The following is a 12,892-nucleotide window of genomic DNA, read 5'->3' as shown; positions in this document are numbered from 1 at the left end:
ATAAGGATCACCTTCTGTGAGTACGACGCGAACGATCAAACTAAATTGTGATATGGGCCAAGGCTTTGGTGCATGGCAGATGGGGGCTGATAAAGACATCATGCCTCATATCGATATGGCTAATATCGCCTGTGGATTTCATGCTGGCGATCCACATCTCATCAGTAAAACCATTGATTTAGCACTACAAAATGACGTCATGATTGGTGCTCATCCCGGCTATCCTGATAAACAAGGCTTCGGTCAACGCTCCTTTGCCCTATCGGATGAAGAGATATGCGATATTGTGATTTATCAAGTTGGTGCGCTCAAGGCCTTGTGTGAGAGCAAAAATGCCGAGCTAAGCTATGTCAAACCCCATGGCGCGTTATATCGTGACATGATGAGTGATAAAAATATTTTCCGCTCAATGGTCGATGCGGTCTCTTGTTTTAATCTTCCCCTGATGATTTTAGCCTCGCCGAATAACCAAGATTATCTCGATCTGGCGGATCGCTTTGATGTGCCGCTGTTATTTGAAGCGGTTGCCGATAGAACGTATCTGGCTAACGGGCAATTAACGCCCGACACGCTACCTAATGCGATACTGCATAGCGAAGAAGCGGTATTAAACCAAGTCAAACAAATCTCTCGTTATGGAAAAGTAACCAGTGCAGACGGTTTTATTTTGGCGATTGAAGCAGACACCTTATGCGTCAACCCAGGACATCCAAAAGCGGTTGAATTGATCAACCGCATCCGTGAGCAGTTGCGTTAATGATTACTAATGCCAACAACCTTAGCTAACGCAATCGGATAACCACGCTGCTCCGCTAACTCGATGGCTTTTTGCTCAATTTGTTGCTCGCTAAAACTTAAACACACCGGGTGCTGCTGCTCAATCGATAATCCAGAATCAACGTCGGCTAATTGCCATGTCGAAACCAGTCGTCTCGCTGCTTCCAAAGCCGATGAGCCTTTTACTACCTCAATGCGAGCATACTGGTTGGCCTCAAACGTAACATCTGCCGCGCGCAGTGATGCATCGACACCTGGGATCTGCTGAGCACCAAATAATGGGTTTCCACCTACCTCTGCACAAGCGAATTCGGGCACAAATTGACTCATGTGTTGAATTGCTCTTAAAGTCCGCTCACTTAGCGCTTGGCTTGACCAGCCTTGAGTCAGCTTTTCCTGCAGATAAGCGGGCAAACAAGGTTGTGAGGATTCCGCCGTCGAAGACACCAAGCCGTCACTGAACAACGTAATGTCTTGTGTCATACCGTGCAATTGAAAAACACCATCCGCATAAGGGGTTAGCTGAGCCATTCCTTGTGGTGTGCCTCTCGGGCCATGGAAAATTACCTCAGGCCACTCTTGATGACAACGCGGCCAGTGGGTCACAAACGCAGCTTTAAACTCAACCAGACGCTGCCGAGGATGTTGAGTTAAATCATCAATTTTACCCGTTTCATAACCGCAAGCATTAATTAAGTAGTCACACTGTAACAATTGCTGATGACCATGACGATCTTGATAGGTTAACTGCCACTGTTGATCGACGAACTGGGAGTCAACCAACGTCGCTTGGGTGATGACTTGGCAATTTGGCAACGCTTCTAAGGTTAAGTGTGCGCTGGCGGCTAATCGGAAGACGCTCCAACCATATTCTTGCACGGCAACAACCGGATATTTCAGTTGAGATAAATCCGTATGCTGGGCAAAAGGGATTAACCAATCATCGAAGCTGGTTGGTACCTTCGGTTGTGACTTAAGTGCAAGACGCTCAAGCTCATCTTGCTGATAAAGACGAAAATAGTCACTGGGTTCACCGAGCATTTTATTGTGACAGTCTTCGACGACGAGCTGCTGGTAAGCGGAACGAATGACTTCTAGCCTCGGTAACACTTCCTGTACAGATCCAGGATCACTGTGTGGAATGGCGATCACTGTGGGTCGACGATTTAAGGTGTGCGGATATAACCTTACGGTTTCTATCGATTGACGCAGTAATTCAATGCACTGCTGTTGAGAAATTTCTCGATATAAATTACCGCCTGCATGAAGATGGCAAATCGGTGGTCCGTTGACGAGACCAGCACTCTTTTCCAACAAGGTCACCTTTAACCCGAGTTCACTTAGATGCACCGCGGCGGTGGCACCTGCGACACCACCACCAATAATGGCGACGCTCGGGGCTTGTATTTCTGGTTTAGTAAGTAACATTTCACTGCCGTTGGTCATTACGTTGCTGCCTATTCTAAAACGTGTAAAAGGTTATGAAAATCACATTTTTCACAAGGTCTTATCGATGTTATACCCAAATGGGCCTCGCTCGCTCGACAATGGACTGAACCGATCATCGATGAAAGCCATGAGTCGCGAGACCTTCCCTAAATGCACACAGGATAACGGGGGTTTGATGTAACGTGGCACCGTTATCAACTGTGCAAAATTTATCAAAAAAGCCTTGACTGATTATCCGCTTATCTTCAACTGTCGCTCACTGTGAATAACGGATTATCAGTAAGCTTGAGCGGCATTGGCTTAGCATGCTGATCGCTATCTATGACCAATCAAGTTATCCCAACCTTTATCCACCGTTTTTGTGGATAAGTTCTTTACTTACTCAAGATACGATTAACTTAAAGCTCGGTTAATCGGCGTTAACAATCGCTGTAACAAGCTACTAACCACAAGGGCTAAAGTAACAAAGGTCATCACTGGTAGAGCCAACCACATCGAAAAATGCGTCACTGGGGATAAGTCAAACCCCCAATACATGATACTGCCAACAATCACATCGGCACTGATTGCCGCCACCAACCCAGCTATTAACGCCATTACCCCATATTCAGCCCATAAGGTTGCTGTTACTCGGCGGCGACTTGCACCAAGCGTACGGTAAAGCTGGATTTCTTGTTGACGTTGACTCAAACTTAAACGCAATAAGGTAAAAATCAGCAAAATACCGGCTAACATACCAAGCGCGGCCAATACCGTAATCGACCAAACGATTTGCGTCAGTAGCTGCTGAATCTTTTCACCCATCGCTCGGATATCCATTAAGCTCACTGTCGGGTGCTGGCGAGACAACTCACTGAGCAAGGGTTGGTGATCAGATTCAATCCGAAAGCTCACCATCCAACTACCTGATACGTTTTGCATCACATCCGGCGAAAATATAAAAAAGAAATTCGGTTTCATTTCGCGCCATTCTACGTGACGAATCGTATTAACAACCGCACTAATGGTTTGACTACTGATCATAAAGCTCAGTGTATCCCCCACTTCAATCCCTAATTCTTGAGCTAGGGATTGTTCAATTGAAACGGCCTGACTGGCTACCCATTGCCCTTCCACAATCGTGTTATAACTCGGTAATGTATCACCCCAAGTAAAATTAAGTTCACGGCGCAGCGCGTTAGGGCCATCTCCATTCTCAATTCTTTCCTGAGCGACTTGACCATTAATATGGGTTAGTCGACCACGAATAATCGGAAACGCCTCAGATCGTTCAAGACCCGCCTCATCGAGAGCTTGCAAATAAGCCTGCTTTTCATAATCAGCAATATTAATTGCAAAGGCATTCGGTGCATCGGCAGGTAATACTTTTTGCCAATCCGTCAGTAAATCGGTACGCACCAACCACATCACAGCCAATAACATTAGCGATAACGATAACGCGCCAAACTGTAGCCCCGTAGCGACACTCGAACGATTGATTCGGCTCAATGCTAAACGCATCGCCGTATTCAGCGGTAACAAACCCAATACGCGGATTAACAACAGACTGATCACGGCTAAGACAAAAAACAGCCCAAGAATGCCAAATAAGATGATCCACACCAATTGGTTTTGCCAATAAACCACCACCATAGGCACCAATGGTACAGCGAGTAATAGGGTATTCCACAAGCGACGGCGAGCGGCTTTAACGGGCTGTATGACACTGGCAGCGTTAACATTCAGTAGATAACCAAGAGGAATGCCTAATGCGGGTACGGCAATCAAAATACTCGATAACAACGCCACCGCGACAGGTTGGAAACCATAAGTCGGTAGAGGATCAGGCAATAAATCAACCAACGGTATTCTGAGTAAAAATTCCAATCCAACGCCAATCAGAGTACCGCCTATTGCAGCAAAGAGTAGCAACAGTCCAATTTGAATCGTTAACCAACGCACGATCCATTTTTTGCTCGCGCCAAGACTTTTTAACATGGCAATCGTACGTTGGCGCGTCGAAACATAGTGCTGACAGGTTAAGACTAACGTCGTCGCCGCCATCATGATCACAATCGCGACGGTTAACGACAAATATTGCTGAGTACGTTCAAAAACTTCATTACTCTGATTGGTGGTTTCTTGATCTCGCCATTCGTCACTCGGTCCGAGTTCGAGCGATGATTTTAATGGCTCAATCTGACGATCCGCGCCGAGAATGAATAACCGATATTGAACACGGCTACCCAGTTGAAGAGCCCCCGTCTTCGCTACATCCGCTTGATGAATATAAACTACCGGCATTTGTTGAAAAGGATTAAAACTTAACCCTGGCTCGTCAATAACTCGACCACTGACCTGAAAATCAGCGTCCCCCAAAGTAACCGTATCACCTATCTCTACATTAAGTTGAGCAAACACGCGATCGTCCAACCATAACTGGTTGGCTTGCACACGATGAGACAGCGCAACACCATCACTTAGGGTCATTTTGCCAAGTAGCGGATAGGATGAATCCACCGCGCGAACTCCGACCAATTGCATACCATGATCACTGAACGCCATGGTCGCAAAACGCGTCATCTGCGAAGTACTTAACGACTTCTGTTCCGTGAGCGCCAATAAAGAGTCTGGAATAGGATTAGCCGACACATACACGCTGTCGGCGGTAAGCGCCTCTTTCCCCTGTTTGACGACCACTTGTTCCATGCGCTCAGCTAAAGCGCTTAATGCAAACAAACAAGCAATAATCAAGGTTAACGCCAACGAAATCGGCCACAACTGACCATGACGAATTTCACTCAAACTCCAACGTAAAAACCGCTGATTCAAAGTAAGGGCTGGGCTTGTTTTCACTCGCGTTCCTCCAACTTACCCGCTTGCATGTAAAAGCGGCGCTGACAACGTGCTGCCAGTTTAGGGTCATGAGTCACCAACACTAGCGTTGTGCCATGTTGTTGATTGAGTTCAAACAGCAAATCAATCACTTTACTGGCCGTTTCTTGATCTAAATTGCCGGTGGGTTCATCGGCAAACAGCACTTGAGGTTCAACCATAAAGGCCCGAGCAAGGGCAACGCGCTGCTGCTCACCGCCAGACAGTTGATTGGGTGAATGGTGTAAACGGTGAGCAAGACCAACCGAGGTCAATAACGCCTCAGCTCGCGCTCGATTTTCAGGTTCCCCTTTTAACAGGCAAGGTAGAGTGACATTATCGAGCGCCGATAAGCTTGGGATCAGTAAAAAACTCTGGAATACAAACCCAATCGATTGACTGCGGATCGCCGCTCTCGCTTCATCATCGAGTGAAGAGAGTCCCTGACCAAGTAGATACACTTCGCCTTGTGTTGGCGTATCTAAACCGGCTAATAACGTCATTAGGGTTGATTTACCTGCGCCAGAGCTACCGACAATCGCTACGCTTTCACCAGCACCGATGGTAAGATTAATATCATGAAGAATGGTCAAGGTCTCCTGTTCAGTGGAGACCACTTTTGAAACCGACTGTACTGAAATTACAGATGGTACTGAGCTAACGGAGCTTTGCATGGCGAAACGACTTCCTTTGTTATTTTTAGGGTTTATTTTTTCTAGCATGATGCTATTTACAACGACGGCACGCAGTCAAACCTTACTAATTTTGGGTGATAGTTTGAGCGCAGGCTATCAAATGCCGATTGAGCAAGCATGGCCGACCTTACTTGAAAGCCAATTAGCATCACACCACGAGGTTACGATTATTAACGGCAGCATTTCTGGAGATACCACAGGTAACGGGTTAGCGAGACTTCCTTCACTACTTGAGCAGCATCAACCTCAAACCGTACTGATTACCCTTGGCGCGAATGATGGCTTACGTGGTTTTCCACCTCAAGTAGTAGAAAATAATCTGCGCACAATGATCGAACAAATTAAACAAGCCAATGCACAGTCTGTGTTAATGCAAATTAAAACACCGCCCAACTATGGTAAACGTTACAGTGACTCATTTGCTGACGTCTACCCTCGCTTAGCCAAAGAGTTTGACCTACCTCTGATCGATTTTTTCCTTGAGCAAGTGATCATCAACCCCGAGTGGATGATGAGCGATGGGCTACACCCAAACTCAGCCGCTCAACCTTGGATCGCTCAATTTATGGCCCAAAAACTCGCGCCGTTACTGTAAATAATCATTCATGACGGCAACACCAGCTTGACGATTTAATCACCCTAGCAACCGTAAATTGCCTAAAACTGTCTGATTTAATGGTTCAGCTCAATAAACTTTACCATGCTTTACGTTATTTTATTGGTTCATCCACTGCACACAGGCCATCTTTATGCGCATTGAACCACTCATTCAAGGCATGGTTGCTCGCTCTGCTCATCCCTATGGATGCCAGCAAGCCGTTCTTCAACAAATTCATTACGTAAAATCCGCGCCATCGATCAGTCAAGGCCCTAAGCGAGTATTGATCTTAGGCGCTTCATCCGGCTTTGGGCTCGCCGCTCGCATTGCCTTGACCTTTGGTGGTGCAGACGCCGATACCATCGGTGTTTCATTAGAACGCGGACCTTCGAGTAAAGGCGTTGGCAGCGCGGGGTTTTATAATAATCATTTTTTTAAACAATACGCCGAACAAGCCGGACGAGTAGCGATTAATATTACTGGTGACGTTTTTTCGAAAAACATCAGAGACCAAGTGGTGGAAGCGATTGAAACCTATTTTGAAGGTGAAGTCGATTTAGTGATTTATAGTATTGCCAGTGGTATGCGCCGCAAAGGCGATAGCGAAGAATTTTGGCATTCAGTCATCAAGCCGATTGGTGACAGTGTTACGGGTGCCACGGTCTTATTAGAAAATGATCAGTGGCTAGACACCACCTTAGCGCCAGCGTCAGAACAAGAAATTGCAGACACGTTAAAAGTGATGGGCGGCGAAGATTGGGAAAACTGGATCGACACATTGATTAACCATGATTCTTTAGCCCAAGGATGTAAAACCATAGCGTTCTCTTACGTGGGTTCTGAACTGACTCATCCTATCTACCTTGATGGCACATTAGGCCGAGCAAAAGTCGATCTGCACCAAACCAGCCATGCTTTAAACTTGAAACTCGCTAATTACGATGGCAACGCTTACGCCGCTGTCTGTAAAGCATTAGTAACCAAAGCCAGTGTGTTTATCCCCGCATTTACCCCCTATATGCTTGCCTTGTATCGCGTGATGAAACAAAAAGGCACCCACGAAGGGTGTATTGAGCAAATGCAACGTCTATTTAGCGATAAGCTTTATACAGGTAAGCCTGTTCCCGTCGACAGTGAACGATTAGTGCGAGTCGATGAATGGGAATTAGCTCCTGATACTCAAGCACAAGTTCAAGATCTGGTTCATCAAATGAATGGCTCTAACTTCACTGAATTGGGTGACTATCAAGGCTTCAAGCAAGAATTTTTACGCTTAAACGGCTTTGGTTTTCCTGAGATTGACTACCAACAAGACGTCGACCTTTCGCCCTTTATGGACCACATTTAACATGTGATGGGTGTTCTACTCCGTCAATCAACCATCATCTCCCCATGATGTATCGATAAGTTGGCGCTTGGAGATGATAGTACTAAACCAGTAAAGCCGTAAACCTTAACAGGTAAAGGTGATGAGAAGATCGGATGATTGCTTTACTCTGTCTATAGCGGTCCCTATAATCGCGCCTTTGTCATTCTCAATAAGTGATACTCGAGATGGATCTATTAATTGCAAACCTGAAAAAACTCGAAAAACAGAACTACCGTGCCTATCAGAAAATTAAGGGCCAGTATGACTTTGGTGATTTTACCCTGTCTATCGATCACGTTCAGTCCGATCCTTACGCATCAGCCTCTCGTTTGCGAGCACAACGTGCTTGGTCACTGACTGGATTAGAGTGGTTAAAAGACTGCTCAGCCACATATCAACAAGCCGCCCGCGACTTTATCGCTCGCCGCTTTGCTGAATTAGCCAAACAAGAAAACAGCCTATCTATCTCATTGACTGGGCAAACCGTATTGGACAGCACGTCTGTTCTGTTCAATCAACAAGGTATTGAGCTTCGTTTTCGAATCAATTTACCCGCAGAAGGTCGTGATATTTTGGCCAAAAAAGCCATTAATATTTTAACGTTTCATCTGCCAAAATTTATCCGTCGAGCCACCTTAGAGCGTGAACTGGATAAACCCGCGTTGATTACCCATTGCCAAGTGATTGAAGATCAGCAAGCGCTGCGTGATCAGTTATCAGCTAATGGATTGGTTGCTTTTGTTGCTAATGGTAGTGTCTTACCTCGTGTTGCGGGTAACTGCGATCTACCGATGAAAGAAGCGGTGCCTTTTCAAGCGCCAAAAACCCTGCAGATAACACTTACGACGCCAAACCAAGGCCCGATCACCGGCATGGGAATTCCTAAAGGTATTACCTTAATCGTCGGTGGTGGTTTTCATGGTAAATCAACCTTATTAACCGCATTAGAGCGTTCGATTTACAATCACATCCCCGGAGATGGTCGAGAAGGTATCGTGACCGATCCGCAAGCCATGAAAATTCGTGCGGAAGAAGGACGTTGTGTTCACAACTTAAACTTATCAAATTACATCAATCATCTACCTATGGGTAAAAACACCCATGATTTTAGTACTCAAGATGCTTCAGGCTCAACCTCACAAGCCGCTTGGTTACAAGAGTCTATTGAAGCAGGCGCAAGCACTCTGTTGATTGATGAAGATACTTCTGCCACCAACTTTATGATCCGTGATGAAAGAATGCAGGCTTTAGTCGCGAAAGGCGATGAACCCATCACGCCATTGGTGGATAGAATTGGTCAATTAAGAGATGAACTCGGCATTTCAACCTTGTTAGTCATGGGTGGTTCGGGAGATTATTTAGATATCGCAGATACCGTGATTCAAATGCATGATTATCAAGCGATCGATGTTACTGCGAAAGCACAACAAGTGATCCAACAGCATCCAACCTTACGTCGCAATGAGTGTGAAACGCCATTAACCGCTTTCCCTCCTCGATCATTAAACCGCAGTGTTTTACAAAAAATATTGGCAGAGGGTAAATTTAGAGTATCGGCTAAAGGCACCAGTTCACTACGCTTTGGTAAAGAATTTGCTGATATCTCGGCACTGGAACAGTTAGAGTCCTCTGCGGAGATTAACGCTATCGGCTGGCTTTGTTTTCAACTTGCCCAGCAGCCTGGTTGGGCAACTCATCCGGCACGAGAGCTGGAGGCATTATTGGAAGGTGAATGGTACAGCAAGATGCCCAATCAAGGCGATTTGGCGAAACCACGTATTTTAGATGCGATGGCCACCTTAAATCGTCTACGTAAAGCACAATTTAAAATAGCCGAATAATCCACGTCGCTTAAAGATGGTCATTTTCAATATCCTCAACACACATGATAACAAACCGTTTCTGTGAGTTGGGGATATTATACAACGACGATAAATGCTCAATCCTATCTAATGCTCATGCCTCAAGACATTCCAAGCGGCGCACAAGATTCGAAATTGAGCAGCATTACCATTATCGCGATCCGGGTGCCAACGCAACGCTAATCGACGCCAAGTCTTACGAATTTCAAAAGAAGAGGCATCAGCGGGCAATTCAAATAATCGTAAAGCTTGAGAACGATCGAGGGTTTTAATGTCGTCCCCACCCACAAAACGCTGATAACGGGTCCAAAATTCATTCAGTAACCGCTTCACTTCCCCTTCACTGACTTCATAGTGCTCCCAACGCGAATAATAATCACGCAGTGGATCATCAGGATCTATCGCATAGTGCGAATGACTAAATACTGGCAATAGCGCAATATCCATCGCTTCAACTTGTAACCAGTTTTTCGGATACAACATCTCTTGTAACTGGTATAACGCGTTCATGATCAGAAAGTTTCGCTTAAAAAGATCTTTATCAGCAGCACTATCAAGCACAGGAATTAAGCCCTGCTCGCTAAGATGAGCCGCTAAGGTATGTACCTTCCAACCAGAAGATTGCCGTTTCAAAACTTCTAGGATCGGCCATAACAAAGGGTTTTCCATATAGGTTTGAAAGGTGGTACTCAAAGCCTGTGAATTCGCCATACTCTACTCACGCTACGTTGTCTCATTCCCATTCAAAGCTAAAGCTAGGCATTTGTCGAGTTTCCATCTGCAGCTTAGCGTCAGTTTTTGAACTGGTCTGCGCTTCTCATGTAATTGTTGAATGTAAATCCTCATTTTGCCACTTATCTGGCTTACTGAAGCAGAACAAAAAATCACCTCAACCGATCAATATCACAAATAAAACAGAAAATATGAAACCACTCTCAAAAATGAATCAAAGCCATCTTTATTTACTCAGTATCGTCACAAAGCCGATTATGCTTAATGCACTATTCCTAAACACTCATGCTTAGAGCGCGGAAAATTGCTGATAATAAAAACCGCCATCCTTGCTGTATACTCAAACGACTTGAAGTTGCAGGAAGGCGGCAAGTGAGTGAATCCCCATGAGCGCAAACTATGTGATTGGGGTGAACGAACGTAGCTAATACCGCTGAACCTTCAAGTAGAAAGGGTATAGCATCAGATAAGATGAATAGATGACCTAATAAAAGTAACCCCCGATACTGCTTGGAATGGTGAAAATAATTTCAAGAATGGAGCGAATGGCGAAGTTTGTCGCAGCTTCAAGGTAAGAGAGGGAAGATGAGCAATTTTTTTTATGCTGCTGAGTAACAATTATGACAACAATAACCCCAAAAATTGATATTGACGCTTGCCCATTATGTCAACATGACGAGTTTTTCATCTCTCAGAATGGCGAAAAGTTTTTTTGCGCACAATGCGGTTTTCATACCCATCAGTTGCCGCAGATCCAACAACAAGTCTTATTAAGCAAACCACCTGTCACACTGGCAGCCACTTATCTCCCCCATCAGTTGCATCCCTTAACCCCAACTCAGCATTGACACGAAAAATAGCAGCATAAAATGCTCAGCGCTTAAGAGCCTGAGCTTGCCTGCTATCGGTTAATGAGTAGTTAAGAAACGCCATTAATTGATCCAAATGATCAAGGGCAATGACATCAGCATGCGATACAGGATGAACAAGTAGCGGTGAACACAGTTGGAACGTCACAACTCCAGCACGGATCCCCGCTTCAACACCTTTCGGTGTATCATCGACGTATACGCAATCCGCTAATGAGAATCCCATACTCATGGCACAGTAGCGCACCAGATCGGGTTCAGGTTTCCAACTATTCGCCTCAAAGGCGGAATAAATGCGCCCACCAGTAAAATAGCGCTCTAGACCCGCTAATCTTAATTCAGCGACCATTTTGTCGTGTGGCGCATTTGAAGCAACACAATATTCAATATTATGCCGTTTGAGCTGCTCTAATAAATTAATCGCACCTGGCATAGGCTTAAGCTCAGTATCAAACAATGAGGTAAGCTCTTGCCGGTAACGAAGTTCTAGTTGATCAATATCAGCACTGATACCTGCAAATTGACAGGTATTAACCAGAATATCGGCAATTTTACCACCAGAAAAATGCTGCAAAACATTCTCAAGCGTTAATGAAACACCCAGCTCATTAAACACTCGCACTAGCGCGATACAGCTCAAACGCTCGCTATCAATCAACGTTCCTTCACAATCAAAAATCACACAGCGAATGGTACGGTTTTTCATGGCTGTCCTTATTATGCTTTGTGATGGCTAACGGCAGTTAAACAATCCCTATGCGATTTAACCTTATCACTCATTGCCGATCATTGATTGATAACCTATAGCGTTAATCATCAACACCAAGGCGACTTCAGGGGAAAGGGATAAGCCCCAAAGTAGTGTATACCGATGAGATAGCACTCGAATGATAGAGTTAACAAAATAAAGGAAAAGACCGACAATAATCCCGTATCTTCAGGCAACATCACGATTCTCTTCTATAGAAGCAAGGTGAATGCAATAACTCAACGACGCCGAAAAGTGTTATGGCTGGGAATGCTCAATATAGATAGAACCGGAGACTAGGTTTTCTTGCTGATATTTAGCCACGACAGCAGAAACAAACTCATCACTAGAGGTAAAGATCGGGTTGTTTTGCATCACCACATCAGAGATAAGCAGTGACGAGCCATCACTGGTCACAATGGCAGCAGCCATCGGTTGAGCGTCAGCAAATCCCAAATATAAGCGACAAGGCGGCGAATAAATGATCTGCGTGAAAAACTCGACTAATAAAGCTTGTTGGGCCGCTTGCTCACAACGCGTCGCTTGTAATAACGCAAACATAATGGTTAAACGATGAAAGTCCACCAAATAAATGGCCGCTAAATGACTCTCGGCAACGTGATGCTGCGCCGTAAACGCTTCACTGGGTAAGGCTTGATTTAATGTCTGATAAACCGTAAGGCCTTGCAGACTTTCTGGCGTCGGGAACTGGACATCAACCTGGTCATACAGCCATTGATTCTTCGCATCAATCAGCGCTTGCATGTCGTTAGATGAAGATAAATGTGTCATAGTCGTTTCTTCTTTGGCGAGCAATTTTGCCCAAAGCACTTACCCATCGCAGGGTGAAGAGGCAAAGTTAGGATAGGTTCTCAATATTTTTCCTATCATAGCACAGTTATCTACACGCTTTTGTTTTGCTTACTGTTATTATCATGCT

At 45.1% G+C, this 12,892-nt stretch carries 11 protein-coding genes; 5 read left to right on the top strand and 6 right to left on the bottom strand.

What is annotated here, in order from left to right; all coding sequences use genetic code 11:
- Positions 1 to 16: 16 nt before the first annotated feature.
- On the top strand, positions 17 to 757 hold the full coding sequence (locus tag FKQ60_RS07040; protein ID WP_170906230.1) for a 5-oxoprolinase subunit PxpA: 741 nt from the start codon (positions 17 to 19) through the stop codon (positions 755 to 757).
- Here the strand turns inward: FKQ60_RS07040 and FKQ60_RS07035 are convergent.
- The 3 genes from FKQ60_RS07035 to FKQ60_RS07025 all read right to left on the bottom strand — a co-directional run bounded on the left by FKQ60_RS07035 (position 754) and on the right by FKQ60_RS07025 (position 5,753).
- Positions 754 to 2,223, bottom strand: coding sequence for an FAD-dependent oxidoreductase (locus FKQ60_RS07035; RefSeq protein ID WP_161438075.1), 1,470 nt, complete (start codon positions 2,221 to 2,223; stop codon positions 754 to 756). The genes FKQ60_RS07040 and FKQ60_RS07035 overlap by 4 nt on opposite strands.
- Before the next feature lie 396 nt (positions 2,224 to 2,619).
- The gene (locus FKQ60_RS07030; RefSeq protein WP_170905163.1) at positions 2,620 to 5,061 is read right to left on the bottom strand and encodes an ABC transporter permease; all 2,442 of its coding nucleotides are present in this window, start codon (positions 5,059 to 5,061) and stop codon (positions 2,620 to 2,622) included.
- Positions 5,058 to 5,753: an ABC transporter ATP-binding protein gene (locus FKQ60_RS07025; RefSeq protein WP_158137276.1), complete on the bottom strand. Its 696-nt coding sequence runs from the start codon at positions 5,751 to 5,753 to the stop codon at positions 5,058 to 5,060. The genes FKQ60_RS07030 and FKQ60_RS07025 overlap by 4 nt, the downstream gene beginning before the upstream one ends.
- On the opposite strand from FKQ60_RS07025, the gene tesA reads away from it, so the two are divergent.
- The 3 genes from tesA (at position 5,752) to FKQ60_RS07010 (ending at position 9,582) form a co-directional block, all read left to right on the top strand.
- Positions 5,752 to 6,369: a multifunctional acyl-CoA thioesterase I/protease I/lysophospholipase L1 gene (gene tesA, locus FKQ60_RS07020; RefSeq protein ID WP_154171151.1), complete on the top strand. Its 618-nt coding sequence runs from the start codon at positions 5,752 to 5,754 to the stop codon at positions 6,367 to 6,369. The genes FKQ60_RS07025 and tesA overlap by 2 nt on opposite strands.
- A 154-nt stretch (positions 6,370 to 6,523) precedes the next feature.
- A complete protein-coding gene (gene fabV / locus FKQ60_RS07015; RefSeq protein ID WP_170905164.1) occupies positions 6,524 to 7,720 on the top strand; it encodes an enoyl-ACP reductase FabV in 1,197 nt (398 codons plus the stop codon).
- Positions 7,721 to 7,926: 206 nt separating this feature from the next.
- Positions 7,927 to 9,582: an ABC-ATPase domain-containing protein gene (locus FKQ60_RS07010; RefSeq protein ID WP_170905165.1), complete on the top strand. Its 1,656-nt coding sequence runs from the start codon at positions 7,927 to 7,929 to the stop codon at positions 9,580 to 9,582.
- A gap of 108 nt (positions 9,583 to 9,690) precedes the next feature.
- Here the strand turns inward: FKQ60_RS07010 and FKQ60_RS07005 are convergent, their stop codons facing one another.
- Positions 9,691 to 10,314 (bottom strand): DNA-J related domain-containing protein, encoded by a 624-nt coding sequence (locus FKQ60_RS07005; RefSeq protein WP_158145436.1) that lies wholly within the window; start codon positions 10,312 to 10,314, stop codon positions 9,691 to 9,693.
- Positions 10,315 to 10,955: 641 nt separating this feature from the next.
- Between FKQ60_RS07005 and FKQ60_RS17790 the strand changes: the two genes are divergently transcribed.
- Complete coding sequence (locus FKQ60_RS17790) at positions 10,956 to 11,183, top strand: hypothetical protein (RefSeq protein WP_306687226.1); 228 nt, start codon at positions 10,956 to 10,958, stop codon at positions 11,181 to 11,183.
- 25 nt (positions 11,184 to 11,208) lie between these two features.
- On the opposite strand, the gene FKQ60_RS06995 is transcribed toward FKQ60_RS17790, so the two are convergent.
- On the bottom strand, positions 11,209 to 11,910 hold the full coding sequence (locus FKQ60_RS06995) for an HAD-IA family hydrolase (RefSeq protein ID WP_161425700.1): 702 nt from the start codon (positions 11,908 to 11,910) through the stop codon (positions 11,209 to 11,211).
- Positions 11,911 to 12,210: 300 nt separating this feature from the next.
- Complete coding sequence (locus FKQ60_RS06990) at positions 12,211 to 12,744, bottom strand: hypothetical protein (RefSeq protein WP_244262437.1); 534 nt, start codon at positions 12,742 to 12,744, stop codon at positions 12,211 to 12,213.
- Between the last annotated feature and the right edge of the window lie 148 nt (positions 12,745 to 12,892).

The organism is Vibrio sp. A11, assembly GCF_013048705.1.
In the GTDB taxonomy this organism is placed as follows: Bacteria; Pseudomonadota; Gammaproteobacteria; order Enterobacterales; family Vibrionaceae; genus Vibrio; species Vibrio metschnikovii.
The sequence above is the reverse complement of the archived record's forward strand: the minus strand, read 5'-3'. Positions and strand labels throughout refer to the sequence as shown.